Raw genomic sequence first — 26,157 nt, forward strand, 5'->3', positions numbered from 1 at the left:
GAGAAGTCGTCATGCCTCCCATCCTGCTACTCCTGCGGCGTGGTTTCCTCACGGATGACGGCCTGCGCGACCTTGAAGGCGGAGTTCGCCGCAGGGACGCCGCAGTAGACGGCGGCCTGGAGCAGGACTTCCTTGATCTCCGCCGGGGTGAGGCCGTTGCGCAGCGCGGCCCTGGTGTGGAAGCCGAGCTCGTCGAGGTGGCCGCCCGCGACGAGCGCGGTGAGCGTGACGCAGCTGCGGGAGCGGCGGTCCAGACCGGGCCGGTTCCACACCTCGCCCCAGGCGTAGCGCGTGATGAGCTCCTGGAAGTCTCCGGAGAAGTCGTCGGCGGCGTCGAGCACCCGGTCGACGTGTGCGTCGCCGAGCACCTCCCGGCGGACCTTCATCCCCGCCTCGTACAGATCGGGACCGGCCCCGCCCACCACGGCCGCGGGCTGCTCCGCGGCGGCGATCTCAGCGACGGGCGCGACGGGCGGCGGGGCGAGGACGGGCTTGACGGGCGGCGCGGAGATGGCGGACTGGCCGACGGTCGCCTCGGTGGCGGGCTGCCAGGCCGACGAGAAGTGGCGTACGAGGAGGTCGGTGACCGCGGCGGGCTGCTCGACCGGCGCGAGGTGCGAGGCGGCGGGCACGACGGCGAGCCGCGCGTCGGGGATGCCCGCGACGAGCGTACGCGCCTCGCCCTGCCCCGTGACCTGGTCCTCCGAGCCGACGAGCACCAGCGTCGGCACACCTATCCTGCCCAGCTCGGCGCGCACGTCGAAGGCGGCGAGGGCCTCGCAGGCGGCGATGTAGCAGCCGGGGTCGGTGGTCCGCACCATCTGCACGGCCCAGTCGGTGATGGCGGGCTGGGCCGCGGCGAAGCCGGGCGTGAACCAGCGGTCGGGGGCGGACCGGGCGATGGGGTCGAGACCGTTGCTGCGCACGATGACGCCGCGCTGGCGGAACTCGTCGGCCGTGCCGAACCGCGGCGACGCGGCGATCAGCGCGAGCGAGGCGACGCGCTGCGGGTGCCGGAGCGCGAGCTCGACGCCGATGGCGCCGCCGAAGGCGCAGCCCGCGTACCCGAAGCGCTGCACGCCGAGCTCGTCGAGCGTCGCGAGCAGCCGCTCGGCGAGCTCCCCCACGGACCCGCACGGGTGCGCGGGCGCCCCACCGTGCCCGGGCATGTCGAAACGGAACACTCGCCAGTGCCGGATCAGCTCGGGTACCTGGCGGTCCCACATGTGCCAGGTGGTACCCAGTGAGGCACCCAGGATCAGGACCGGGGCGTCTTCTGGCCCGTCGAAGCGGTATTGCAGGGTGTTCATCGGTGTCTCACTCACCCGCCAGACCCTCTCATCAGTCACGACAGCCCCTATGAGCGGGGTCCTGGCTGCAGCTGTTTGACCAGGTGGAAGACCTCTCGGGCCGCGTAGCGTTTGAGGCAACGGATGATTTCGCGACGGGTCTTCCCCTCCTTGATCCGGCGCTCGTAGTAGTCCTTGGTACGTGGGTCGACCCGCAGTCGGGTGAACACGATGCGGTGGAGCGCGGCATTGGCCTGCCGGTCACCGCCGCGGTTGAGGCGACGGAACTGCCGGCGTCCCGAGGAATGCTCGACGGGACTGACCCCGCACAGCGCGGCGAAGGACGCCTCACTGTCCAGCCGTTCCGGGTTGCCCCCCACCGTGATCAGCAAAGTGGCGGCCGTGTCCGGACCGATCCCCACCACCTCGAGCAGCTGCGGGGCATGTCCTTCGACGAGCCGGACCAGACGAGCCTCCACCTCTCGAATCTGCTCGGAGAGCTGGCCGATCCGGTGGGCCAGCAGACCCAGCGTGATGCGAGTGGCCTGCAGCACCGACTCCTCGCCGACCTCCCCGTGACTGACGCGGGCCGCATTGTTTCCTGGCTCGACCGCAACGGCACGGCGTACGCCTACAGCTACGACGACCACGGTCGCGTCGTAGCTACGGAAGGCAGCGGCGGATGTCTTTCGGGAACACTTGCTTACGACGATGAGACCCGCACCACCAAGGTCACCAACTCCCTTGGCCACACCAGCTATTACGAACACAATGAGGCATCGCGACTCGTCCGCCGGACGGACCCGCTCGGCCATGTCACCCACCAGGAGTGGGACAACCAGGGCCGCTTGGTCTCCGTCACCGACCCTCTCGGTCACACGAGGCAGTTCACCTACGACGAGGCCGGACTCCTCGCCTCCGCCATCCGCCCTGACGGGCGCGGAACGTTCGTGGAGTACAACGAACTGGGCCAGCCTGTCCGAGTCACCGGACCTTCTGGTCTCACACGCCATCAAACCTTCGACGCACGGGGCAACCTCACCGCAGCCACCGATGCGGCGGGTGCCCAGATTCGCTTCGCGTACAACTCGGCAGGGCACCTCACCGGCGTAACCGATCCCCTCGGTCACACCGCACACATTCGCTGCGACAAGGCAGGGCTTCCGATCCAGGTCGTAGACCCGCTCGGTGCGGTGACTGACTACGAACGCGATGCCTTCGGCCGCCCTGTCACGGTCACCGATCCGCTCGGTGCTGTCACGCGGCTGACCTGGACCGTGGAAGGAGGGCTCGCACGCCGCGTCATGCCGGATGGCAGCGAAGAGACAGCGACCTGGGACGGCGAGGGCAATTGCACGGCACGCACGGACGCCCTGGGTACCGTATCCCGCTTCGAATACACGCACTTCGACCGGGTCGCGGCCCGCATCGGCCCTGATGGCAGCCGCTACGAGTTCACCTACGACACCGAACTTCGACTCGTCCAGGTACTCAACCCCCAGAACCTCACCTGGACATACGCATACGATCCGGCCGGGCGCCTGACCTCGGAAACCGACTTCGACGGCCGCACCATCAGCTACGAGTACGACCAGGCAGGCCGGGTCGTTGCCCGCACAACACCCCTCGGCGATCGCATATCCACCAGCTATGACGCGCTCGGCCGCATCACGTCGAAGGACGTAGCAGGGCACACCACCCACTACACCTACGATGCGGCCGACAACCTGGTGCGCCTGTCCTCCCCGACCTCGACGATGACCTTCGAGTGCGATGCCCTCGGGCGCCCGCTTTCCGAGGCAGTCGACGGACGCACCACGCGCTACACCTACGATCTGCTGGGCCGTGTCACATCCCGCACCACGCCCACGGGAGCGGTGTCCGAGTTCGCTTACGACGCCGCAGGAAACCGCACGAGCGTGAGCAGTGACGGCCGCACCCTGGTCTTCGCCCACGACGCACGGGGCCGCGAAGTGTCGCGGGCCTTCGGCCGGTCCGACGAACCCGTCACCATCACCTCAGCCTGATACGAATGCGACCGTCTGATATTGCAAGTTCTGGCCACTCCTGACCGCATCATGCGAGACCTCGGTTACGACTACCGTGCCGACGGATTCTTGGAACGCATATCCGACCGGCTGCTCGGGACAAGCACGTCCTTCGATCTGGACCTGACCGGCAGGCCGCGGCAAGTCACAGCCGAGAACTGGACCGAGGAATACGCCTACGACGCCGCGGGCAACCAGACCCAGGCGCAATGGCCCGATGAGGTCCATCGCCGTGAGGGGCGAGGCGAGCGCACCTATGAGGGAACCAGGCTGCTCACCGCCGGCCGGATCCGGTGCGAATACGACGCGGCAGGACGCACCGTCCTCCGCCAGAAGAACCGGCTGTCGAGAAAGCCGGACACATGGCGCTACACCTGGGACGCGGAAAGCCGGCTGACTGCCTGCCGCACCCCCGACGGGACCCTGTGGACGTACACCTACGATCCGCTGGGGCGCCGCACGGCCAAGCACCGCATGACGGACGACGAACGCTCGATCTTGCACTCCGTCTATTTCACCTGGGACGGCCCTCGTGTGGTCGAACAGACCGACACGGCAACGCAGACGACACTGACCTGGGACTACGACGCCTACCGTCCCCTCACTCAACTCGAACGACGAACCGGCCTTGACCCCGAGGCGCGGGCGGAAATCGAACTCGCGCTTCTTCGCCATCGTCACGGACCTCATCGGCGCCCCCAGCGAACTCGTCGACGAACAAGGGGATGTGGCTTGGCAGAGCCGGACGACGGTGTGGGGCGCAACGTCCTGGAACCGTGACGCCGCCGCCTACACGCCTCTCCGCTTCCCAGGGCAGTACGACGACGGAGAAACGGGGCTCTTTTACAACTACTTCCGTCACTACGACCCCGAAACCGCCCGGTACATCAGCCCTGATCCGCTCGGCCTCGACGCAGGACCGAACCCGGTCGCCTATGTCACCAATCCACACCTCCAGATGGACCCCGAAGGGCTCATCGCCAAGGGATGCACAGAGGACGGGGGATGGTACAGCGGCCTGAAGCCCGCCAACCTCAAGGATGCCAACGGAAACCGTCTGTCCAGCATCGACATGGAGATCAACCACATCCCCGCTAAAGCCTCATATGCCCACCTCGGGGAGCCCGGATTTAAGGTGACCAAGAGCGGCGGGGCAGGCATGGGACCATCGATCAGAATGGATCTCGCCGACCACCGCGCTCTCAGGAGTACTGGCTCGGGCCCTCACGCGGACGCATGGCGGGCCGCGCAGCGGCAGTTGATCGACAGCGGCCGATGGGATCAAGCCATGAAGATGGGCATCGATGACATTCGCGGCCGATATGGCAGCAAATACGACGGCCACATCGCAGATATGGTGGCTAGCCTCAAGAACAACACCAAGTTCCAGGCCATGCTGACGAAGCGTGACTGGACGATCGACTACGACCTGCTGAAATAGGTGAACGTACATGGCCATTGACCTCGTGCTGGATCCGCCTCGCGGCGTGGCGCCGGTGAGGCTGGGCATGACACTCGAAGAGGCTGTAGAAGCGGTGTCTGGCTGGGGTACACCAAGGGTCTTCGGCCCCTTCGCCCATGACCCTTCAATGGATTTCGACATCGAGCTGGACAGGGTGGGATTCCAGGCACTACTGGAGAGGGACGAGCGTGTCACCGCGGTCGAACTGTGGTGGCCCGGCGAAGGCCGAGTGTCCACGACGCGCGTTCTCCTGGAGGGCGACGATGTATTCACCACGCCTGCTGACGAGATCCTGGAACGAGCCGTAGCGCGCGGCTGGACCGTGGACGCGTCCAATCCCGAACGGCCGTTCATTCCGGGAGTGACCCTGGCCTTCACGCGGGAGACGTCTCAGGAGGTGCCGCGCGACCGGCACGGGCTTCCCACGTATTTCACGTCCGTCCTCGTCGGCGACGAAAACTACAAATAGCCCCTGCCGCAAACAACCGCCTCACTCAACCCGCCATCGAGCGCCGCCCCGCGGCAGTTCCTGTCCGCGCGGGTCCGGCGCGGAGGCGGGCCGTAGTCGCATGAGGCAGAGGTGTCACCGCCATGTGTGGCGACCGGCTTCCTGTCGTCACAGCAGAGGATCATGCTTCCAGGAGCAGTGGCAGGTAGCCTGCACTGCCCGATGAATGCCCGGCCGGTACAGGCACGAGTAGGGACTGGGACGCGAAGAGAACGCTCAGGTGCCCTCAGCGCCGCCGAAGCGCTCGCGGTAGGACTCCAGGTCCTCTTCCATGATCTTCGCGAAGAGCACCGGCGGGACAGTGAACGCGGTCCCGGCCGGGAGGCTGTTGGGATTCTTGGCCTGATCGGCGCTCACCCAGGTCGCGGTGTCGCCCTCGAACACGAAGGCCGACCGCATGGCCCTGGCGTATGCCGGGATGAAGGGCTCGGAGATGACCGCGTACAGGTGAATGAGGTTCATGGCCGTGCGCAGGGTCAGCGCGGCGCCATCCTTGTCGGTCTTGATCTCCAGCCAGGGGGCCTTCTCCTCGAGGTAGGAGTTACCCGCGGACCACAGGGCGCGCAGCGCGGCCGCGGCCTTGCGGAACTGAAGGGCCTAGGGCCTGTCTGACAAATGATCACCCGGCGGGCTCGCGGAGCCACAGGACCAGAGCTGTCACAACGATTCCAGCCCGATAGCGATCGGCGAGCTTGTCGAACCTCATCGCGATCGCACGGAACTGCTTGAGACGGGCGAAGCATCGTTCGACCAACGTTGCGGTTGCGGTAGATGTTTTTGTCGAAGGCGGGTGGGCGACCGCCGTGAGTTCCGCGTCGCCGGCGGTTGGCCATCTGGTCGCGGCGTTCGGGGATCGTGGCAACGATGCCCCGGCGCCGCAGCAGGTGGCGTATCGCCCCGCTGGAATACGCTTTGTCGCCCAGCACCTGCGCCGGTGTCGTGCGAGGTCGGCCCGTAACAGTGCGCGGAATGCGGATGCTGTCGAGGACCTGGCTGAAGGCGGTGGCGTCGTTGACGTTGCCGGGTGTGAGCACGATGGACAGAGGGAGGCCACGGCCGTCGACGGCGAGGTGGACCTTGGTGGTCAGCCCGCCCCGGGACCGGCCGAGGGCCTGACGCTCCTGCGAGCGGCCCGGATCTTCCAGTTCGTCCCCGTCTGCGGCCCCTTTTTGCGGGCGCCGGCCGAGTGCTGGTGCGCTCGGTTGATCGTGGAGTCGACGGAGACGGTCCACTCCACCCGGCCCACCGCGTCGTCGCGGACCTGGACGTGTTCCAGCAGCTTCGCCCAGGTCCCGTCCGCTTCCCAGCGGGCGAACCGCTCGTAGACGGTCTGCCAGGGTCCGTACCGCTCGGGCAGATCGCGCCACGGAGCCCCGGTCCGCAGCCGCCACAGCACCCCGTTGACCACCTGCCGGTGATCACGCCACGGACGACCACGCCCATCCACCCGCGGCAGCAGGGGCTCTATTCGCTCCCACGCCGCATCCGTCAGCTCACCTCGACCTGCCACAAGATCAATGATCAGACCGGCTATAGGGTCCTGCATGTGGCGAATCATCAGGACGAAACCAGGGCGGCCTACGACGGAGTCGTCGAGCTGTACGCATCGCTGTTCGCAGACCGGCTGGAGACACAACCGTTCGCCCGGGCCATGATCAGCACCTTCGCCGAACTGGTGCGCGCGACGGGCAACCTGCGGGCAGCTGACGTCGGGTGCGGGCCCGGGCATCTGACGGCCATGCTGCACGAGCTGGGCCTGGACGCCTTCGGGCTCGATCTCTCCCCCGGCATGGTCGACCACGCCCGGCGGGCCCATCCGGCGCTGCACTTCCAGGAGGCGCGGATGGAGTCTCTGCCGATCGAGGACGGTGTGCTCGGCGGTGTACTGGCCCACTACTCGATGATCCACACCGCTCCGGAGGAACTGCCGGGGCTGCTCGCCGAGCAGGTACGCGTTCTGGCTCCGGGTGGTCTGCTCCTGGTGTCCTTCTTCGGGACCGACGGACCGGAGCCGGTCTGGTTCGACCACAAGGTGGCGCCTGCCTACAGCTGGCCGGCGGACCGCCTCGCCGAACTGCTGGCCGCTGCCGGGCTCGTTCCCTTCGCCCGGCTGCTCCACGATCCGGGCTCCGAACGGGGATTCCTCGACGCCCACCTGCTGGCCCGCCGTTCGTGATCCGGCCCGGCAAGACCCGCCGGACGGTCGGAGCACCTCCGGACTGCCGGCTCGGCGGACGCTCGCTGATCCGACGGGAATTGTCAGACGGGCGCTAGTCGAAGGCGGTTCCCTGGTGCCCGTCCTCGGCGAAGACGTTCCCGAAGGCGATCGTCGAGGCCCGGCGGCCCCTGGTCAACCGTCTACTACGAACCGGCCGGCCGCAACCTCGACTTGGACCGCTCCGACCTCGGCGTCCCGCAAGGCCAAGACCTCTTGAACGTGCTCCTGCGCATGCGAGGACGTGTCCCCGTCGACAAGCGCGGGCTCATCTGCCCCGACTGCCGGGACCTCCGCGGCCGACGTGTCCCCATGTACCTCGTCCAGCGTGACGGCGTTTGGCTTGCCTCCCACTACCGGAAACCCGGAGACAAGCCCATCAGCCACGAGTCCGACGAGCACCTCGCCCGCAAGGAACGTGTTGCGAAGGATTCCGAAGATCACGGCTTCCACGCCGACATCGAGTCGCAGACCGCCGACGGGCACGCGCGCCTTGATGTGCCTATCGACGGCGCCAACGGCATCGTCCTGGGCTACGAGCCTCAGCTGAGCACCCAGACAGCCCGCGGAATGCGTGCGCGGGAGGGGTTCCGGCGCCGCGCCGGGATCCAATCGGTCTGGGACTTCGCGGGCCCCGACCACGCAGGCATCGGCACTGTTCCCTACGTCCGAACACCCAACCTGCCGGCCTCCGTCATCCGCGTGCAGAGAAACCCCATCGCGGTCCAGGACGGCAACTTCGTCCTGGAGGAAGGCCAGTGCAGCCCGAACGGCACTCTCACCCGGTGCCCCGCGAAGCCCTACGACCCGGAGAACCCCACAGATACCGGGTACTGCGGGGGCTGGCACCGCGTCCTGGTGCCCGCCCATCAGTCAAGCACCTTCACAGGCGAAGGCAGCCTGACCCTCACCCGCTTCATCGTGGAAGCAGCGGCCGGTGAGCGGATCCCGTTCCAGCAGAGCGGCCACCACGGTTGGCTCCCCGTACACCAGTGGCAGCGGTACCTCGAGGCGAACGGGCCTGCCCTGAACGACAAGGAGCGCCAGCCATCCATACGACAGGGCAACCGACACGACAGGTGCACCGAAGACCGGTCGGCTTCGGAAGTACGGGCTGAACCGAAGCAGAAACGTGGCAGCCGCTCGATCGTCCTTGAGTCCCGCCCGCGGGAAGCCGAGAGCGTCAGCGTTCCGGTCGACGCGATGGGTCAAGTGATCCCGCCCTGCCGCTTCTGCGGCCATCCCGCGAGTCTTCCAGGCCCGGAAGGACTACCCGAGCACTTCTCGTGCCGAAGAAGGCACGAACCTTGAGCCATCGGCCACTGCTGTCCGCAATTCGTCGACTGTTGGCGCTGATCTCGGTCGGCCCGGTGCGGGTACAGCGCGAGGATCTCGCAACATGAACGACCGCCGCCCCTCACTCTGTGGCTGTGCCGGAGCGTCCACAGATACGCGCGCCTCGGCGATCAGACGACGGGGCTGCCTCGGGTGACGGGGCAGGGATCCGAGGATAGGGCCTGACCCGCAACCCCCTGGAACAACGGGTAGACCCCCGCCGAAACGAGCCGACGGGGGCAACATCTGTCACGTCCGAGTCACCAACACCGTTGACACGCCTGGACGGGAAGATCCCAACCCGGTCAAACGCTCCTGATCTGGACCACGTGGACGCTATAAGACGGCTTCGCCCACCTGTGCCAGGTGGTACCCAGTGAGGCACCCAGGATCAGGACCGGAGCGTCTTCTGGCCCGTCGAAGCGGTATTGCAGCGTACTGATCTTGGTCTCGCTCACGGGTTCACACCTTCATCTGTCACGATCTGTCACACGCTCCCCCGCGAGACCTCCCCGTGCCTCCGCTGCTGGAAGCAGGTCCGCCATGTCCGGCTTCACGTACCACTCATTGGTCGCACGACGCCCGAGCATCGTACAGAGGGACTTGCGACGGACCTGTGAAGGCCGCAGGGGACCCAGTCGGCCCGATCAGCGGTAGGGGGCGAGGTCGTCGTGGTGTTGCTGAAGCGCCGGTGACATCGCGACGCGGTCTTCCTGGAGGAGGTTGGCGGCGATGGCGGAGGCGGCCGGTTCTCCCTTTGCGAGGGCTTGCGCGATGTGCTGTGCGTGGGCGGGCTGGAGGCTTTCGCCGAAGGGCGCTTCGTAGGGGTCGGTGACGGCCTCGATCAGGCAGGGGCCGTCGAAGGCCATCGCCTGGGCGAAGACGTCGGCCGCTTCGGCGGGGTCCTCGATGCGGAAGGCGCGCAGTCCGCAGGCACGGGCGACGGCGGCGAAGTCGATGGGGTGGAGTTCGCAGCCCATCTGCGGGTTGCCGAGCAGTGCGGTCTGCTCCCACACCTCCAGCGCCAGGGAGTTGTTGCGCAGGACGACGACCTTGACGGGCAGGTCGTACTGGGCGAGAGTCGCGAGCTCTCCCAGGCCCATGCTCATCGATCCGTCGCCGGTGAAGGCGATCACCGGCCGGTCCGGGTGGGCGATCCGGGCGCCGATGGCATAGGGCAGCGCGGCGCCCATGGTGCACAGGGTCCCGGAGAAGGAGTACTGCATGCCGCGGCGCAGCCGCAATCGGCCGCCCCACGCGGTGACGGTTCCGGCGTCACCGGTGATGATCGCCCGGTCGGGCAGGGCTCGGGACAGCTCCGTGGTCACCACCTGGGGGCGCATCGGGATGCCGGAGGACGCGGCCTGTTCGCCGATCAGGTCCCACCAGCGGCGGGTGGTCTCCTGGGCGCGTTCGAGGAAGGACCGGTCCGTCTTGCGTGCCAGCAGGGGCAGCAGTTCCGCGAGGACGTGTCCGGCGTGGCCGACCAGGCCGACCTCCACCGGGTAACGCATGCCGATGCGGTCCGCGTTGAGGTCGATCTGCACTCCGCGCGCCTGCCCTGGCTCGGGCCAGAACTCGTAGTACGGGGTGGAGGAGCCGACGATGAGGAACCCGTCGCAGTCTTCGAACGCCTCATGCGAGGCCCTGGTGCCGATCAGACCCATGCCACCGGTGGTGTAGGGGCTGTCGTCGGGGACGCAGTCCTTGCCAAGACCCGCCTTCACGATCGGTGCGCCGAGCACCTCGGCGACCTGCTCCAGCAGGTCACCGGAGCCACGAGCCCCCGCGCCCGCACAGATCGCCACCCGCTCGCACGCGTTGAGCACGTCCGCGGCGGCCCGCACCTGCTCCGTCGGCGGCACGACGGTGAAAGGCTGTGCTGCCGTGGACACATGACCCGGCACGTTCTTGGGCGACACGCTGTCCTGGTCCAGCGTGAAGGACTGGACGTCGATGGGGATGGCCAGGTGGGAGGGCGTGCGATTCATCAACGCGCTGCGCACCGCGAGGTCGGTGGCCACCACCGCGTGCGCCGGCCCCATGACCCGCTCCGAGAACATGCACGCCTGCTCCAGCAGCCGGTCGGACGGCAGGTCCTGCAGGAAGTGCGAGCCGACCGTGTCGTGGTACGACAGGCCGGTGACGGCGATGACCGGCGCGCCGTCGATGCGCGCGTCGTACAGGCCGTTGAGCAGATGTACGGCGCCCGGCCCCGCGGTGGCGACGCAGGCGGCCGGTCTGCCGGTGAACTTCGCGTACCCCACACAGGCCAGCGCCGCGTTCTCTTCGTGCCGGACATGGACGAACCGCATCTCCGGGTGGGTCCGCAGGGCCTCGAAGAACCCGTTGACCTGATCACCGCAGATCCCGAAGCACGTGTCGACACCCCACTCCAGCAGGCGCTCGACGATCAGATCCGACGTCGTCTTCGACGAACCGCGCGTGGCGTGGTCGCCATCCTGTCCGGACACCTCGGTGACTCCTCACGACGGGGGCAGATGCCTCGTCAGCATCACGCGGATCCGCGCGGCGGGCATCTGCACGCGGGCCGGACGTGGCGGCCGAGCGGGCGATGGCGCAAAGCACCCGGTCGCCCGGGACCGGAAGGGGTAGGGACAGCCCCATGAGCGCACGCACCACACGCACTGCAGACACCGCACAGACGGCACCCACCACACACAGCACCCGCACCGCACCACCACCCGCCGACGCCACGCCCCACCTCGATGCCGAAGCGGTGGGCCGTCTCGTCCCGATGGTCGCCGCGGTCGACGCGCTGGAGGCTGTTCTCGCCGCGGGGCTGGATCCGGCCGCGGAGTCGGCCCGCGCGGTCGTGGACGTGCCCGGCGGCCAGCTCCTCATGATGCCGTCGGCCACGGCGTCGTACACCGGCGTGAAGATCGCCACGGTCACCCCTGGCAACGCGGACCGCGGCCTGCCCCGCGTCCAGGGCATGTACCTCCTCCTGGACGGGGTGACGCACACGCCGCTGGCCCTCCTGGACGGCATCGCGCTGACCTCGCTGCGCACTCCGGCGCTGTCCGGGGTGGCGGTGCGGCACCTCGCGGTTCCGGAGGCCGGCCGGCTGGTCGTCTTCGGGACGGGGCCGCAGGCGTGGGGGCACGTCGAAGCGGTACGGGCGGTGCGTCCCGCGCTGCGTCACGTCGACGTCGTCGCGCGGCACCCCGGCCGGGTGGCGGCCTTCGTCGACCGCTGTCGCGCCGCCGGTCTCGCGGCGGCCGCGGCGACGCCGGAGGCGGTGGCCGACGCGGACGTGGTCTGCTGCTGCACCACGGCCCGCGAGCCCCTGTTCGACAGCGCCCTGCTGCCCGACCACGCGACGGTCGCCGCGGTCGGCTCCCACGAGCCGGACGCTCGCGAGGTCGACGCCGCGCTCGTGGGCCGCGCCACGGTGGTGGCGGAGTCCCGCGAGGTGGCGGCGCGGGAGTGCGGCGACCTGGTCCTCGCGGCCGCCGAAGGAGCCTTCGACCCGGCCCGGCTGCACACGCTGGACGACCTGGTCCGCGGCGGTGTGCGGGCGGCCGAGGGGCGGCCCCGGCTGTTCAAGTCGGCGGGGATGGCCTGGGAGGACCTGGCGGTGGCGGCCGCCGCGTACGAGAGGTGGACGGCCGCCGGGTGAAGGCTTCGGGCGGGCGCGGGGCGCGCCTCAGGCCTCGACCGTCACCGCGTGCCGCAGCACCGCGTCGAACAGGTACCCCTGCGTGTTGGGCACCGTGGTCTCCGGCTGGGTGCGGCCCGTGGAGTCCGTGGCGCGGGAGAGGAGTTCGGCGGGGCCGGGCTTGCGGGGTGTCCACGGGATCGACCAGCGGGTCCACGAGCCGCGCCGCCCGGTGTCGTGCAGGCGGGCGCGGCGCCAGGACGCGCCGCCGTCCGTGCTGACCTCGACCCGGGTGACCGCGCCGTCGGCCGACCAGGCGCGGCCCGTGAGCCGGTGGCGGGTGTGTGCGGACAGGCGCGCGTTCCAGGGGAGTTCGAAGGCCGACTTGAGGGTCTGGCGGGTCAGCGGGGCGCTGCCCTCGGACGGGTACGCGTCGCCGTACAGCCGGTAGAAGTCCGTGTTCCAGGGCGAGTAGAGGGGCACGGTCGAGACCTCGATGTCGCCCAGCCACTTGATCGAGGAGATGCCCACCCAGGACGGGGCGAGCAGGCGGACCGGGAACCCGTGGTCGGGAGGAAGGGGCGCGCCGTTCATCTCATACGCGAGGAGGACGTCGTCCAGCGCCTTGGAGATCGGCATGGGGCGGCGTACGCGGCCGTAGTTCGTGCCGTTCGACGTGACGTACTCGTCGTCGAGGCCGCGCGGCATCACGTCCACCGCCCGGGTGGAGAGGCCGGCCCTGCGCAGGACGTCGGAGAGGCGTGCCCCGCGCCAGTGGGCCGCGCCGATCGCGCCCGTGCCCCACGGGGTGCCGGCCACGGGCTGGTTCTGCTGGGTCTTGAAGTAGTTCCTGGCGTTGCCCGCGCACTCGACGAACGCCGTGCGGGTCACCGGGGGCAGGCTGCGCAGCTCCGCGAGGGTGAACTGCCGTGCCCCGCCCGTCAGTCCGTCGCCCCAGATCCGCAGCTTCCAGGATGCCGCGTCGATGCGCGGTGTCGTCGTGTGGTTGCGGACGAAGAAGTGGGAGACGGGGGTGGTGAGGCCGGTGCCCGCGAGGGCCTCGAAGCGGGTCTCCGCGTTCGTGCCGTGGAGCGTGAACAGCTCGGGGGGCAGCGGCTTGACGATGCCCGCCCCCGCCGCCCGCACCGGCCGCGCCGCGCTTCCTGCGCTCGCCGCGCCCGCGGTGGGCGCCGACAGGGCGACCGGCACCGCCGAGACGATGCCCGCGGCCGCGAGGAGCCGCACCATGTCGCGGCGCCCCACCCCTTCGGCGCGGGCCTCCCCCGTCAGCCACTGGCCCAGTCTGTGCCGGTCGTACGCCGACTCCGATTCCGTGATTCTGGTCATGGCCCACACGGTAGGAGGCGGCGGCGCGGCCCACCGGAGATCGCCCCGATCTTCACAAGCGTGACAACTGGTTCAGGGCGTCGTCGTCGACACCACGTACACCATCGGATGCTCCGCGTTCGAGCGGTCCACGACCACGTCCTGCGTCGGCTTCGGGTCGTCCTGCTCGTGCGTGAGGCCGGACCAGGGCCCCGGTCCCGTGAACTCCCAGCCGACGACCTTCTGGTCGCGCTTGCTGATGGTGATGTCGTTCGGCTTGAGGGCGCCCTCGACCGTGCCGATCTGCTCGAGGAACCTGGCCAGGCCTTCGTTGCTGGTGAGGAACTGGACGTAGAGGCGGCTGGTGCGCCAGTTGTTCGTCTCGTAGTAGGCGACCTCGTCCGAGTACGGCTGGACCGGCACCTCGTACAGGCGGCGCTGCACCTTGGAGGGCCAGCCCGCGGTGAGGCCGGTCGCCGAGTACTTGTCCTCCTTGTCGCGGCCGCTGTTGCGGCTCTGGTTCGCGGAGATCACCAGGTAGCCGGCGGGGACGCCGATGAGCAGCACGATGATGATCGCCGTCAGCCACCGGCGGCGGATCATGTGGGCGCGGTCCTCGGTCTTGCGGGCCTTGCCCCCGTCCCGGTCCGGCTCGGGTGCGCCGGGGTTGTCCGGGGACGAGGGCTGGCGGGGCACGGTCATCTACTGGGTTCCCTGGGATGTGCGGTCGTTGGTGCGGCGGGCCTCGGCGTAGCGCTCGTAGCGTTCGTAGCGCTCCACTCGGCGCCGGTTGGCGCGGCGGAAGCGGCGGGCGACCAGCCGGGCCAGGTCGGCGGCGCCGACCATGCCGGCCTCGGGGCCGAGCTGGGCGCGGGCGATGCGGGCCTCGGGGCGGTAGCCGCGGCCGGTCAGATGGCGGCGGAAGGCGTCGCGGGCCGGACCGATCAGGAGGTCGTCGGCGGCGCTGACGCCACCGCCGATCACGAAGCAGGACGGGTCGAGGGCCGCCGCGAGGTTGGCGATGCCGACGCCGAGCCACTGGCCGATGTCCTGGAGGAGCTCGACGCACATGGCGTCGCCCTCGCGGGCCAGCTCGGTGATGAGGGGGCCCGTGATGTCGGGGACGTTGCCCTTGACGCGCTCGATGATGCCGTACGCGACCGGGGAGTCCGCGGCGGCGAGCTCGCGGGCCTCGCGGACCAGCGCGTTGCCGGAGCTGTACTGCTCCCAGCAGCCGCGGTTGCCGCACGGGCAGCGGTGGCCGCCGGGGACGACCTGCATGTGCCCGAACTCGCCGGCCACCCCGAACTTGCCGCGCTTGACCTGCCCGTCCTCCAGGATCGCGCCGCCGATGCCGGTGCCGAGGGTGATCATGACGAGGTGGTCCTCGCCGCGGCCGGCGCCGAAGCGCCACTCCGCCCAAGCGGCGGTGTTCGCGTCGTTGTCCACCATCACCGGGACCGCGAGGCGGCCGGAGATGCGGTCGCGGAGCGGTTCGTTGCGCCAGGACAGGTGCGGGGCGAACAGGACGCGGTTGCGGTCCGCGTCCACCCAGCCGGCGGCGCCGATGCCGACGGCGTGCACGTCGTGGCGGTCGGAGAGGTCGAGGACCAGCTCGATGATCGTGTCCTCGACGACACGGGGGCTCTTCGACTTGTCCGGGGTCTCCGTGCGGAGCGTCTCCAGGATGTTGCCGTCGGGGTCGACGACGCCCGCCATCACCTTCGTGCCGCCGATGTCGATGCCGACGGTGTTGACGCGGGGCGCCGTCAGATGGGATCGGCGTTCGCGCGTGCCCACGGTCCGCAGGACGGTGGCTCGTGCGGAGCCGCGGTGCGCGAGGTCGCGGTAGGTGCTCATTGCGGCGATTCTGCCTCACCCTCGCGGGGGCGCGCACAACGGGGACCCCGGGGCGGGGGGCGAATACCGGTGGCCCGGGGACGGGGTTCCCAGGGGCGCGGGGAACTGCGCGCGCAACCACGAAAGAGCCGCAGACGCGTCTGCCGGGCAACCGTGCAGATGCGACTGCGGCTTTTCCTGGGCTGAGCGCGCAGTTCCCCGCGCCCCTGAATACGCGCCCCCAGCCGTCAGGCTGGGCCTCGGCCCTCCAGTTCGTGACGGAGGTCGTCCAGTTCGGAGCCGCCCGCCATCTCACGGGTGAGGTCGTCGAGGGAGATCTCGTCGCGGGTGTAGGAGCCGGACATCACTCCTCGCTTGAGGAGGACGAACCGGTCCCCGACCAGGTACGCGTGGTGCGGGTTGTGGGTGATCAGGACCACGCCGAGGCCCGCGTCCCGCGCCGCGGCCACGTACTTCAGGACGACGCCGGACTGCTTGACGCCGAGCGCCGCGGTCGGCTCGTCGAGGACGAGCACCTTCGCGCCGAAGTACACGGCGCGCGCGATCGCCACGCACTGGCGCTCACCACCGGAGAGCGTGCCGATGGGCTGGTCCACGTCGCGCAGGTCGATGCCCATGCGGAGCAGCTCCGCGCGGGTCGTCTCGCGCATCAGGTCGACGTCCATGCGGCGGAACGGGCCCGTGCCCTTCGTCGGCTCGGAGCCGAGGAAGAAGTTCCGCCAGACCGGCATCAGGGGGACCACGGCGAGGTCCTGGTAGACCGTGGCGATGCCGAGGTCGAGGGCCTCGCGCGGCGAGCCGAGGCGCGTGTCCTCGCCCTCGATGCGGAAGGTGCCCGCGTCGTGCTTGTGCAGACCCGCGATGATCTTGATGAGGGTGGACTTGCCCGCGCCGTTGTCGCCGAGCACGCAGGAGATCTCCCCCGCGTGCACCTCCAGGGAGACGCCTTCGAGCGCGCGGATGTTGCCGTAGTACTTGCTGACGTCGTCGAGCTCGACGAGCGGCGTGCGCTCCCCGGTCTCCGGCGCGGCGTCGTTGAGGTCGGTCATGTCGGTCACTTCGTCGCCTCCGCGCGCTTGCGGACCCAGTGGTTGAGCAGGGTCGCCAGGAGCAGCATCACGCCGAGGAAGAACTTGAACCAGTCCGAGTTCCACTCGGCGAACACGATGCCCTTGCTGACCATGCCGAAGATCAGCGCGCCGACGGCCGCGCCGACCGCGGAGCCGTAGCCGCCGGTGATGAGGCAGCCGCCGATGACGGCCGCGACGATGTAGATCAGTTCGTTGCCCACGCCCTCGCCGGACTGCACGGTGTCGTAGCTGAACAGCAGGTGCTGGCCGGAGATCCAGGCGCCGAACGCGACGCCCATGTAGAGGCCGATCTTGGTCTTGGCGACCGGGACGCCGACCGCGCGGGCCGCGTCCTCGCCGCCGCCGACCGCGAAGATCCAGTTGCCGACGCGGGTGCGCAGCAGGATCCAGGTGGCGACCAGGATCAGGGCGAGCCACCAGAGGATCGTGACCTTGAAGTCGACGCCGCCGATGGTGATCGTCGAGGCGAAGACCTCCTTGGCGGAGGAGAAGCCCTCCATGTCGGCGATCGACTTGGTGGAGACCGTGCCGCTGATCAGCTTGGTGAAGCCGAGGTTCATGCCGGTCAGCATCAGGAACGTGCCGAGCGTGATGATGAAGCTCGGCGGGTCCGTGCGGGTCAGCATCACGCCGTTGAAGACGCCGATGGAGAGGGTGACGAGCAGCGAGACGCCGACACCGACCCAGACGTTCGCCGTCATCTGGTAGCTGAACATCGACGAGACGAGGGCGGACGTCGTCACGAGGACGCCCGCCGACAGGTCGAACTCGCCGCCGATCATCAGCAGGGCCACCGGCACCGCCATGATGCCGAGGGTCGAGGCCGCGTACAGGACCGTCGCGAGGCTGGTGGCCTGGAGGAAGCTGTCCGCGACGATCGAGAAGAAGATGAAGACGGCGACGGCGCCGACGACCGAGCCGAGCTCGGGGCGGCCCATCAGCTTCTTCAGCGGCGAGGTCTTCACGAGCCGCTCGTCGGTCTTGGTGTCCGGGGCGGGCGCGGGTGCTGTCGCGGTCATCGGGTCCCTCGCTTCGCGTAGTCCTCCAGCTCGTCGGCCTGGTCCTTGGTGACGATCTGCGGTCCGGTGAGGACGGGCTTGCCGCCGCCGAGGACGTCGGCGTTGTACTTGTACAGCCACAGCAGGTCGACGGCCTGGTAGCCCTGGAGGTAGGGCTGCTGGTCGACGGCGAAGCCGAGGTCGCCGGACTTGAGGCCGGCGGCGACCTTCTCGTTGAGGTCGAAGGTGTCGACCTCGGCCTTGCTGCCCGCGCTGTCCGCGGCCTTCACCGCGGTGTCGGCGAAGGGCGCGCCGAGCGTCACGACCGCGTCGATCGACTTGTCGGTCTGGAGGCGGGCCTCGATGGAGGACTGCACGTCGGGCATGTTGGTGCCGGTCACGTAGAGGTTCTGCAGCTTGCCGTCGAAGGTCTTCTTGGCGCCTTCGCAGCGCTGCTCGTGGCCGACGTTGCCCTGCTCGTGCAGGATGCAGAGCGCCTTCTTCTTGCCGCGCTTGTTGAGCTCCTCGCCGACGGCCTCGCCCGCGATCGTCTCGTCCTGCCCGATGTGGGTGAGGGCGCCGAACTCCTTGGACTCCGCGGAGCCGGAGTTCACGGTGATCACCGGGATGCCGGCCTTCTTCGCGCGGGCCAGGGCGCCCTTCATCGCGTCGGGCTTGGCCAGCGTGACGATGATCCCGTCGACCTTCTTGTCGATGTAGGAGTCCACGAGCTGCGCCTGCTGCTGGGCCTCGTCGTCGTGCGCGTACAGGAAATTGATGTTGTCCTTGACGGCGGCCTGCTTGGCGCCGCTCTGGACGATGTCCCAGAAGGTGTCGCCATCGCCCGAGTGGGTGACCATGCCGAAGGTCCAGCGGGGGGTGTCCACCGCCGACCTGCCGCCGGCCGCCGCCGCCTTGCGGGCGTCCTCCGCGCGCTTTCCGCCGGTACTGCTGCATCCGGTCAGTCCCGCGGTCACGCCGAGCACCGCCACCAGCACGGCGCCCACCGCGCGTACCCCTGTCTTCACCCTTGTCACGACGCCGTGCCCTTCTTGCTCTACTGCTCTGTGCGGCCGGTCCGGATCCCCGGCCCCAGCCGCCCAAGTATCGACCACGCGGATCACGCGTGTGTTCATCGGGTACCGCGAGCGGTGTACTTCTCCAGCTTCGGCACATCCTTCCCTGTGACGACGGCGGGTCCGGTGAGGACGGGCTTGCCGCCTCCCAGGACGTTGGCGTTGGTCTTGTAGAGCCACAGCAGGTCGACGGCCTGGTAGCCCTGGAGGTAGGGCTGCTGGTCGACGGCGAAGCCGACCTCCTTGGCCTTGAGCTGCTTGACGACCTCGGCGTTCAGGTCGAAGGTGTCGACCTCCGCCTCGCTCCCCGCCTCGTCCTTCGCCTTCACCGAGTACGCGGCGATCGGCGCGCCGAGCGTGACGACGGCGTCGATGTCCTCGGTGGCCTGGAGCTTGGCGCTGATGGAGGACTGGGCGCCGGGCGCGTCGGTGCCCTCGACGTTGAGGTTCTCGACCGTGCCGTCGAAGGTCTTCTTCACCCCGGCGCAGCGCTGTTCGAGGGAGACGTTGCCCTGTTCGTGGATGACGCAGAGGGCCTTCTTCTTGCCGCGCGTGTTCAGTTCGTCGCCGACGGCCTCGCCCGCCACGGACTCGTCCTGGCCGATGTGGCTGAGCGCCCCGAACCGCTCGGAGAACTCGCCGCCCGAGTTGATCGTGATGACCGGGATGTCCGCGTCCGCCGCCTTGGCGAGCACGGCGCGCATCGCCTCGGGCTTGGCCAGGGTCACGACGAGCCCGTCGACCTTCTTGTCGACGAAGGACTGGACGAGCTCGGCCTGGCCCTTGGCCTGCTTGTCGTTGGCGTAGAGGAATTCGACGTTGTCCTTGGCGGCGGCCTGCTTGGCGCCGCTGCGGACGATGTCCCAGAAGGTGTCGCCCTCACCCGAGTGCGTGACCATCGCGATCTTCAGGCGGGGCGTGTTCACGCCCTTGCCGCCCCCACCGCCGTCCCCGGACCTGTCCTCGTCGTCCTTGCCGCCGGAACTGCTGCAGCCGGCCGCGAGCGCGATCACCGCCAGACAGGCCGTGACGCCCTTCGCCGTACGGGATGTGCGCATGACCGTGCGGGATGTGCGCATCGTGGACCACCCCTCTTCTCCCGGCCGCCTCGGTGCGGCTGGGGGAGTTCTAGCGGGGCGTACGCGGGAGCGTCAATGGCTTTGTCAGAACATTCTTACGCCCGGGTCGGGCAGCCGCCTACGGTCGTACGAGGAGGTGGAACTCGAAGGAGTAGCGCGAGGCCCGGTAGACGTGGGAGCCGAACTCGACCGCGCGGCCCGTGTCGTCGAAGGTGGTGCGGCGCATCGTGAGGAGCGGGGCACCGGCCGGCTCGGCGAGCAGTCCGGCCTCCTCCGCGGTGGCGGCGCGGGCGCCGACGGACTGGCGCGCGCTGTGCAGGGTGTGGCCCGCGGCACGCATGAGGCGGTAGAGGCCGGTGGCCTCCAGGCGCGTGCTGTCGAGGTCGAGGAGGCCGGTGGGCAGGTGGTTGCGCAGGTGGGCCATGGGTTCGCCGTGGGCGAGGCGGAGCCGCTCGACGACGTGCACCTCGTCGCCCTCGGCGACGCCCAGCGCGGCGGCGACCTCGGCGGAGGCGGGCTCCAGGGCGTTGCGCAGGACGCGGGTCTCGGGGCGCTGGCCCGCGGCCTCCAGGTCGTCGTAGAGGCTGCTGAGCTCCAGGGGGCGCTTGACCTGGCTGTGCACGACCTGGGTGCCGACGCCGCGGCGCCGGACGAGCAGGCCCTTGTCGACGAGGGACTGGATGGCCTGGCGGACGGTGGGCCGGGACAGGCCGAGGCGGCCTGCGAGCTCGATCTCGTTGCCGAGGAGGCTGCCCGGGGTCAGGGCGCCGCGCTCGATCGCCGCTTCCAGCTGCTGGGCCAGCTGGAAGTAGAGCGGGACGGGGCTGCTGCGGTCGACGCCGAGCCGGAGGTCGACCGTGGGGTCCTGGACCGGCTTGTCCTGGGCTGTTCTGGCGACTGGTTTGGACACGGGGCGAGCGTAGTCCCAGGAGATGATGACGGGAAGTTCTTAAGTTCTGTTGTCCGGACAAACTATTGACAGGAGGGTCCGGCGTCGCGAGGGTGGGGCCATGCGCATCGGACTGATCGGAACGGGCCGCATCGGCACCTTTCACTCGGCCGCCCTGAGCCGCCACCCCGAGGTGACATCCCTGGTGATCGCCGACGTGGACGCCGCGAGGGCGGCCGACCTCGCGGCGCGGACCGGGGCGACGGCGGTGGCTTCGGTGGACGAGGTCTTCGCCGCCGGGGTGGACGCAGTGGTGATCACGGCGGCGACGGCGGCGCACGCCGAGCTCATCGGCAGAGCGGCGCGGGCCGGCCTCCCGGTGTTCTGCGAGAAGCCCATCGCCCTCGACCTGCCGGGCACGCTGGCCGCCCTCGCCGAGGTCGAGGCCGCGGGCACGGAGCTGCAGCTCGGCTTCCAGCGGCGCTTCGACGCGGGGTACGCGGCGGCCCGCGAGGCGGTGCGCGCGGGACGGCTCGGGCGGCTGCACACCGTGCGGGCGATCACCTCGGACCCGTGCCCGCCCCCGGCCGCGTATCTGCCGCTCTCCGGCGGCCTCTACCGCGACTGTCTGGTGCACGACTTCGACATCCTGCGATGGGTGACCGGCCGCGAGGTCACGGAGGTGTACGCGACAGGTTCCGACAGGGGCCCCGCGATGTTCCGCGAGGCCGGTGACGTCGACACTGCGGCCGCGGTGCTCACCCTGGACGACGGCACGCTCGCCACGGCCACCGCGACCCGGTGCAACGGCGCGGGTTACGACGTACGCATCGAACTGGCCGGGGAGCGCGACCAGTTGGCGGTCGGCATGGACGAGCGCACGCCCCTCACCTCGGCGGAACCTGCGGGCCCGCCCGCTCCGGACAAGCCCTGGCCCGGTTTCCTGGAGCGCTTCGCGCCCGCGTACGAGGCGGAACTCGCCGCCTTCGTCGAGGTCGTGCGCGGCGAGCGGGCGAACCCCTGCGACGGCCGCGAGGCGCTGCACGCCCTGCGGATCGCCGAGGCGTGCGAGCGCTCGCGACGGGAGCGGCGGCCGGTGCGGCTGGCCGAGATCAGGGAGACCACTGAGATCACGGAGATCACTGAGTCGTACGGGGCGTGAGTTCGCGCGCGCCGGTCAGGCCGTGGAGAGCACCGTGCCCTGGGCGATCGCGCACAGCGTCTCGCCGCCCTCGCCCTCGCTTCCCTCACCGGCCTCGCCGCCTTTGTCGCCGACGGTGAACAGTTCACAGCGGACCACGGCCTGGCGGCGGCCGGAGTGGACCACGACGGCGCGGGCGACGAGCTTGGCGCCGGTCGCGGGACGTACGTACTGGATGGAGAAGCCCGAGGTCAGCACGGCGGGGCCCAGGGTGGTGCCGGCGGCGAACGTGATGCTGTTGTCCGCCGCGTAGGCGAGGACGCCGCCGTGCACGAAGCCGTTCTGCTGGTGCAGTTCCTCGCGGATGCCGATCTCCAGGGTGGCCGCGCCCTCGCCGAACCGCGTGACACGGGCCCGGACGAGGCGGCTGAACGGCTGGGCGTCCAGCACCTTCTGGGCCATGCCGAGGTCGACGGGGTCGGAAGCCGGCTGGCCGGGCGCGGACTGATCGGGCACCGGCCGGCCGGACGGCGAGTGATCGGGCACCGGCTGGCCGGGCGACGCGAGTTCGGTCATGACCGAACTACTACCACCGGACGGGAAGCCGCCGCATCCCCCTGATCAAAGTCCCCGGCAGCCACTCCCCCGGCGGCCCGTCCGGGGCCAAGTCCGGGCAGCGCTCCAGGAGCGAGCCGAGCGCGATCTTCCCCTCGATCCGCGCGAGCGGGGCGCCCAGGCAGTGGTGCAGGCCGTACCCGAACGCGACGTGGCCCTGCGGGGCCCGGCGGATGTCGAAGCGGTCCGGCTCGGGGAAGCGGGCGGGGTCCCGGTCGGCCGCGGCGAGGACGACCCGGACGACGGAGCCCGCAGGGATGACGAGGCCGCCCAGCTCCGTGTCCTCGGTGGCGAAGCGGTACGTCGCGGACTCCAGGGGGCCCTCGAAGCGGAGGGCTTCCTCGATGGCGTTGTCGAGGAGGGACATGTCGGCGCGCAGCGCGGCCAGTTGGTCGGGGTGGGTGAAGAGCGCGTGTACCGCGTTCCCTATCAGGTTGACCGTCGTCTCGTGTCCGGCGATCAGCAGCACGAAGGCCATGGCGCGCAGCTCGTCGGGGGAGAGACGGTCGCCGTCCTCCTCGCCCGTGGTGCGGATCAGGGCGCTCAGCAGGTCGTCGCCGGGCGTCGCCCGCTTGGCCTCGACCAAGTCATCCAGGAATCCCGCCAGTTCGACGAAGGCGGCGGCCTCCTCCTCCTGGGTCGGCGACGCCACGATGCCGTTCGACAGGCGGCGGAACGCCGTCCGGTCGAAGTCGGGGACGCCCAACAGCTCGCAGATGACGGTGATCGGGAGCTGGAAGGCGAGCGCTTCGAGCAGATCGCCGCGGCGGGTCCGGGCCGTCTCGCCCCGCAGGAGCATCTCGTCGAGGAGATCGTCGGTGATCTCCTGGATGCGGGGGCGCAGGGCCTCGACCCGGCGCATGGTGAACTCGCGGGTGATGAGCTTGCGCAGGCGGGTGTGGTGGGGCGGGTCGGCGATCAGCAGATGCGTGCCGATCAGCCCCTCCTCGCGGAACGCGAAGCCCGCGCTGGCGGAGGACTTGGCGAAACGGGGGTCGGTGAGCGCCGTCCTGCACTCGTCGTACCCGACGATCAGATAGGCGTCGCCGATGTCCTCCGGGGGTGGCAGCCGGACCCGGTGGACGGGTCCGAGGGCGCGCAGCTCCGCATAGACGGGGTGCGGGTCCTCTCTGAACCGCTCGCCGTACGTCGCCAGGTCGATCGTGTCCGCCATGCGGGGTCTCCTCCAGTTGTCCATGTCGTCAACGCACCGGTCGAGGCGGTGAGTTCCCCTCACCCGCCCTGGTTCTCCTGATCCGCCCCGGTCCCCTCATCCGTCCTGGTCGAGGAGGCCCGCGTCGTGCACCAGCAGGGCGATCTGCACCCGGTTGTTGAGGTCCAGCTTCGTGAGGATCCGCGACACGTGCGCCTTGACCGTGGCGACGCTCAGATACAGCTGGGCGGCGATGTCCGCGTTGGAGCCGCCGCGTCCGACCGCGACGGCCACCTCCCGCTCCCGCTCCCCCAGCGCGGCCAGCCGCTCCGACGCGCGGCGCCTGCGGTCCAGTTGCGGGTCGACGCCCGTCACCTGGGTGATCAGCTGCTGCGTCACCGTCGGCGAGAGCACCGGCTCCCCGGCGGCCACCGCGCGCACCGCCGCGACGATCTCGGCGGGCGCGGTGTCCTTGAGGACGAAGCCCGCCGCGCCGGCGCGCAGGGCGCGCAGCACCTGCTCGTCGGCGTGGAACGTGGTGAGGACGATGACCTCGGGGGCGTCGGGGCGCCTGCGCAGCGCCTCCGTGGCGGCGAGGCCGTCCATCCGGGGCATGCGGATGTCCATCAGGACGACGTCGGGGCGGAGTTCGCCGATCAGCGGGGCGACCTCGGTGCCGTCGCCCGCCTCGCCCACGATCTCGATGTCGTCCGCGCCGCCGAGCATGAAGGAGAGCCCGGCGCGCACCAGCGGATCGTCGTCGACGAGCAGCAGCCTGATCGGTTTCATGACGCCCACGGTAGCCAGGCCTCCAGGTGGAACCCGCCGTCGGGGCCCGGCGCGTGGCGGAGCCTGCCGCCCGCGAGGGAGGCCCGTTCGGCGAGGCCGATCAGGCCCTGTCCCGAGCCGGGCACCTCGGGCACGTCACCGGGTGGTGCGGGGTTGCGCACGGACAGGGTCAGGCCCTCGCCGGGCGCGCCGGTGACGGCCACCGTCACCTCGGCGCCGGGGGCGTGCTTGCGGGCGTTGGTCAGGCCTTCCTGGGCGATGCGGTAGGCGGTGCGGCCGAGGGTGGCGGGCACGGCGGCGGGGTCGGTGACGTGGTTGTCGAGGACGACCTTCATGCCCGCCTCGCGGGATTCGGCGACCAGGGTGTCGAGGGCGGCGAGCGTGGGCTGCGGGCGGCCGGAGGCGTCCGCGTCGCCGCCGCGCAGCACGCCGATGACCTGGCGCAGGTCCTGCAGCGCCTCGTGGGCGCTCTCCCGGATGACGCCCGCGGCCCGGACGATCTCCGCGCGGGGCGCGTCGGGGCGGAATTCCAGGGCGCCCGCGTGGACGCTGAGCAGGGTGAGGCGGTGGGCGAGGACGTCGTGCATCTCGCGGGCGATGTCCTCGCGGGCGAGCCGCTGGGCCTGTTCGGCGCGGAGCGCGGCCTCGTTCTCGGCGCGCAGGGCGCGGTCGCGCAGGCTGAGCAGGAGCTCGCGGCGGGAGCGCACGAACATGCCCCAGCCGATGACCGAGGCGGTCACGAGGACGCCGAAGGCGATGGAGACTCCGTACGGAATGTCCCCGTCGGGCCGCAGCCAGTAGGTGAGCGGGAGCACCGCGATCGAGGCTCCGCCGACCCAGGCGACGTACCGGAAGGGCCGGTGCACGGCGAGGGTGAAGAGGGCCGCCGCCGCGGCGCCGCCCGCCGTGTCGGAGGCCACCGCGACCGGCACCATGACGACGGCGAGGCCGAGCGGCCAGCGCCTGCGCAGCCAGACCGCGGCGCAGGCGAGCGCGCCGATCACCTGGTCGAGCTCCGCGGCTCCCTGTGAGATGTGCGGGTTGTCGACGACCGCGTCGGCGCCCACCATCCCGATGAAGACGGCGGCGAAGAAGCAGGTGAAGTCGGCGAGCCAGTCGCGCACGGTCCGCCGCGACCTGCGTCCCGCGCGGCTCGGGTCGAACTCCCGGGCGACGGCGGAGGGCAGCGCCCACGGCGCCCTGACCCACGGTCCGGGCGCGGGGTCGGCGGGGGGCTCCGGCTCGGGCCGCCGCGTGGGATCAGTGCCGCTCATGGTCGACAAATCTACGCACCTCAGGCGGGCGCGGACGCGCCTCGCGCATGATCGTCCACCAAAGTCGCGCGGGCCGTCGACTTTCGGACCCGCGCACGGGGAAGATCCTCGCCCCGCGGCGGATGTCCGCGGTGAAGGCACGGGACGAGGATCTTCCCCATGAAGAAGGACGTGAAGCGGCTGCTGGAGTTTCTCGGTGTGGTCCTGCTGCTCCAGGGCGCGGTCGGCCTGGTCCACCGGCTCACCGGTGCGCTGCCCGGGTGGGGCCTGGTGCAGCGCGTCGGCTTCCTCGACGGCTACGAGACGTACGCGAGCGTGGCGCTGATCGTGCTGGCCTGCGCGCTGTTCGCCGCCGTGCGGAGCTTACGGAGCCTGCCGGTGGGCTGA

24 protein-coding genes and 2 pseudogenes are annotated in these 26,157 nt (G+C 70.2%); 9 read left to right on the plus strand and 17 right to left on the minus strand.

Annotated elements, in window-relative coordinates; genetic code table 11:
• Nucleotides 1-26: 26 nt before the first annotated feature.
• Together pcaC and ACH4D5_RS31760 are read right to left on the minus strand one after the other, a co-directional pair.
• Entirely contained in the window at nt 27-1,325 is a 1,299-nt protein-coding gene (pcaC, locus tag ACH4D5_RS31755) for a 4-carboxymuconolactone decarboxylase (protein ID WP_398309133.1), read from the minus strand.
• Nucleotides 1,326-1,357: 32 nt separating this feature from the next.
• The gene (locus ACH4D5_RS31760) at nt 1,358-1,768 is read right to left on the minus strand and encodes a transposase (protein WP_398309136.1); all 411 of its coding nucleotides are present in this window, start codon (nt 1,766-1,768) and stop codon (nt 1,358-1,360) included.
• On the opposite strand from ACH4D5_RS31760, the gene ACH4D5_RS31765 reads away from it, so the two are divergent.
• The 4 genes from ACH4D5_RS31765 (at nt 1,733) to ACH4D5_RS31780 (ending at nt 5,268) form a co-directional block, all read left to right on the plus strand.
• The gene (locus ACH4D5_RS31765) at nt 1,733-3,316 is read left to right on the plus strand and encodes a hypothetical protein (protein ID WP_398309139.1); all 1,584 of its coding nucleotides are present in this window, start codon (nt 1,733-1,735) and stop codon (nt 3,314-3,316) included. The two genes, ACH4D5_RS31760 and ACH4D5_RS31765, sit on opposite strands and share 36 nt — an antisense overlap.
• Nucleotides 3,317-3,406: 90 nt before the next feature.
• Complete coding sequence (locus ACH4D5_RS31770; RefSeq protein WP_398309142.1) at nt 3,407-4,117, plus strand: hypothetical protein; 711 nt, start codon at nt 3,407-3,409, stop codon at nt 4,115-4,117.
• The gene (locus ACH4D5_RS31775; RefSeq protein WP_398309676.1) at nt 4,026-4,778 is read left to right on the plus strand and encodes an RHS repeat domain-containing protein; all 753 of its coding nucleotides are present in this window, start codon (nt 4,026-4,028) and stop codon (nt 4,776-4,778) included. The genes ACH4D5_RS31770 and ACH4D5_RS31775 overlap by 92 nt, the downstream gene beginning before the upstream one ends.
• Before the next feature lie 10 nt (nt 4,779-4,788).
• Nucleotides 4,789-5,268: a hypothetical protein gene (locus tag ACH4D5_RS31780; protein WP_398309145.1), complete on the plus strand. Its 480-nt coding sequence runs from the start codon at nt 4,789-4,791 to the stop codon at nt 5,266-5,268.
• A 255-nt stretch (nt 5,269-5,523) separates the two neighbouring features.
• On the opposite strand, the pseudogene ACH4D5_RS31785 reads toward ACH4D5_RS31780, so the two are convergent.
• Together ACH4D5_RS31785 and ACH4D5_RS31790 are read right to left on the minus strand one after the other, a co-directional pair.
• Nucleotides 5,524-5,904: pseudogene (locus ACH4D5_RS31785) on the minus strand (methionine--tRNA ligase); the annotation flags it as partial.
• Nucleotides 5,905-6,817, minus strand: a pseudogene (locus tag ACH4D5_RS31790) (IS5 family transposase).
• Nucleotides 6,818-6,853: 36 nt separating this feature from the next.
• Here ACH4D5_RS31790 and ACH4D5_RS31795 point away from each other — a divergent pair.
• The gene (locus tag ACH4D5_RS31795) at nt 6,854-7,483 is read left to right on the plus strand and encodes a class I SAM-dependent methyltransferase (protein WP_398309148.1); all 630 of its coding nucleotides are present in this window, start codon (nt 6,854-6,856) and stop codon (nt 7,481-7,483) included.
• A 213-nt stretch (nt 7,484-7,696) separates the two neighbouring features.
• On the plus strand, nt 7,697-8,833 hold the full coding sequence (locus ACH4D5_RS31800; protein WP_398309151.1) for a hypothetical protein: 1,137 nt from the start codon (nt 7,697-7,699) through the stop codon (nt 8,831-8,833).
• A gap of 671 nt (nt 8,834-9,504) precedes the next feature.
• Here ACH4D5_RS31800 and ACH4D5_RS31805 read toward each other — a convergent pair.
• Nucleotides 9,505-11,331 (minus strand): thiamine pyrophosphate-dependent enzyme, encoded by a 1,827-nt coding sequence (locus ACH4D5_RS31805; RefSeq protein ID WP_398309153.1) that lies wholly within the window; start codon nt 11,329-11,331, stop codon nt 9,505-9,507.
• A 152-nt stretch (nt 11,332-11,483) separates the two neighbouring features.
• On the opposite strand from ACH4D5_RS31805, the gene ACH4D5_RS31810 reads away from it, so the two are divergent.
• Nucleotides 11,484-12,500, plus strand: a complete 1,017-nt coding sequence (locus ACH4D5_RS31810; RefSeq protein WP_398309156.1) for an ornithine cyclodeaminase family protein — start codon at nt 11,484-11,486, stop codon at nt 12,498-12,500.
• A 27-nt stretch (nt 12,501-12,527) separates the two neighbouring features.
• Here the strand turns inward: ACH4D5_RS31810 and ACH4D5_RS31815 are convergent, their stop codons facing one another.
• From ACH4D5_RS31815 to ACH4D5_RS31850, 8 genes are all read right to left on the minus strand, one after another.
• Nucleotides 12,528-13,826, minus strand: a complete 1,299-nt coding sequence (locus tag ACH4D5_RS31815) for a sulfite oxidase (RefSeq protein ID WP_398309159.1) — start codon at nt 13,824-13,826, stop codon at nt 12,528-12,530.
• Between the two features lie 72 nt (nt 13,827-13,898).
• Nucleotides 13,899-14,507: a sugar kinase gene (locus ACH4D5_RS31820; RefSeq protein WP_398309162.1), complete on the minus strand. Its 609-nt coding sequence runs from the start codon at nt 14,505-14,507 to the stop codon at nt 13,899-13,901.
• Complete coding sequence (locus tag ACH4D5_RS31825) at nt 14,508-15,665, minus strand: ROK family glucokinase (protein ID WP_398309165.1); 1,158 nt, start codon at nt 15,663-15,665, stop codon at nt 14,508-14,510.
• 227 nt (nt 15,666-15,892) lie between these two features.
• A complete protein-coding gene (locus ACH4D5_RS31830) occupies nt 15,893-16,714 on the minus strand; it encodes an ATP-binding cassette domain-containing protein (protein WP_398309679.1) in 822 nt (273 codons plus the stop codon).
• A gap of 5 nt (nt 16,715-16,719) precedes the next feature.
• On the minus strand, nt 16,720-17,775 hold the full coding sequence (locus ACH4D5_RS31835) for an ABC transporter permease (protein WP_398309168.1): 1,056 nt from the start codon (nt 17,773-17,775) through the stop codon (nt 16,720-16,722).
• Nucleotides 17,772-18,761, minus strand: coding sequence for a sugar ABC transporter substrate-binding protein (locus ACH4D5_RS31840; protein ID WP_398309682.1), 990 nt, complete (start codon nt 18,759-18,761; stop codon nt 17,772-17,774). The genes ACH4D5_RS31835 and ACH4D5_RS31840 overlap by 4 nt, the downstream gene beginning before the upstream one ends.
• 125 nt (nt 18,762-18,886) lie before the next feature.
• On the minus strand, nt 18,887-19,888 hold the full coding sequence (locus tag ACH4D5_RS31845) for a sugar ABC transporter substrate-binding protein (protein WP_398309685.1): 1,002 nt from the start codon (nt 19,886-19,888) through the stop codon (nt 18,887-18,889).
• Nucleotides 19,889-20,027: 139 nt separating this feature from the next.
• The gene (locus ACH4D5_RS31850; RefSeq protein WP_398309170.1) at nt 20,028-20,819 is read right to left on the minus strand and encodes a GntR family transcriptional regulator; all 792 of its coding nucleotides are present in this window, start codon (nt 20,817-20,819) and stop codon (nt 20,028-20,030) included.
• Between the two features lie 100 nt (nt 20,820-20,919).
• Here ACH4D5_RS31850 and ACH4D5_RS31855 point away from each other — a divergent pair, with 100 nt between their 5' ends.
• A complete protein-coding gene (locus tag ACH4D5_RS31855; RefSeq protein WP_398309173.1) occupies nt 20,920-21,960 on the plus strand; it encodes a Gfo/Idh/MocA family oxidoreductase in 1,041 nt (346 codons plus the stop codon).
• Between the two features lie 15 nt (nt 21,961-21,975).
• Here ACH4D5_RS31855 and ACH4D5_RS31860 read toward each other — a convergent pair whose 3' ends face one another.
• The 4 genes from ACH4D5_RS31860 to ACH4D5_RS31875 all read right to left on the minus strand — a co-directional run bounded on the left by ACH4D5_RS31860 (nt 21,976) and on the right by ACH4D5_RS31875 (nt 25,770).
• The gene (locus ACH4D5_RS31860) at nt 21,976-22,401 is read right to left on the minus strand and encodes a PaaI family thioesterase (RefSeq protein ID WP_398309688.1); all 426 of its coding nucleotides are present in this window, start codon (nt 22,399-22,401) and stop codon (nt 21,976-21,978) included.
• Nucleotides 22,402-22,525: 124 nt separating this feature from the next.
• The gene (locus ACH4D5_RS31865) at nt 22,526-23,728 is read right to left on the minus strand and encodes a cytochrome P450 (RefSeq protein ID WP_398309176.1); all 1,203 of its coding nucleotides are present in this window, start codon (nt 23,726-23,728) and stop codon (nt 22,526-22,528) included.
• 96 nt (nt 23,729-23,824) lie between these two features.
• Complete coding sequence (locus tag ACH4D5_RS31870) at nt 23,825-24,496, minus strand: response regulator (protein WP_398309179.1); 672 nt, start codon at nt 24,494-24,496, stop codon at nt 23,825-23,827.
• Entirely contained in the window at nt 24,493-25,770 is a 1,278-nt protein-coding gene (locus ACH4D5_RS31875) for a sensor histidine kinase (RefSeq protein WP_398309182.1), read from the minus strand. The genes ACH4D5_RS31870 and ACH4D5_RS31875 overlap by 4 nt, the downstream gene beginning before the upstream one ends.
• Before the next feature lie 159 nt (nt 25,771-25,929).
• On the opposite strand from ACH4D5_RS31875, the gene ACH4D5_RS31880 reads away from it, so the two are divergent.
• Nucleotides 25,930-26,157, plus strand: a complete 228-nt coding sequence (locus ACH4D5_RS31880; protein ID WP_398309185.1) for a hypothetical protein — start codon at nt 25,930-25,932, stop codon at nt 26,155-26,157.

The organism is Streptomyces sp. NPDC018029 (assembly GCF_044327655.1).
In the GTDB taxonomy this organism is placed as follows: Bacteria; Actinomycetota; Actinomycetes; order Streptomycetales; family Streptomycetaceae; genus Streptomyces.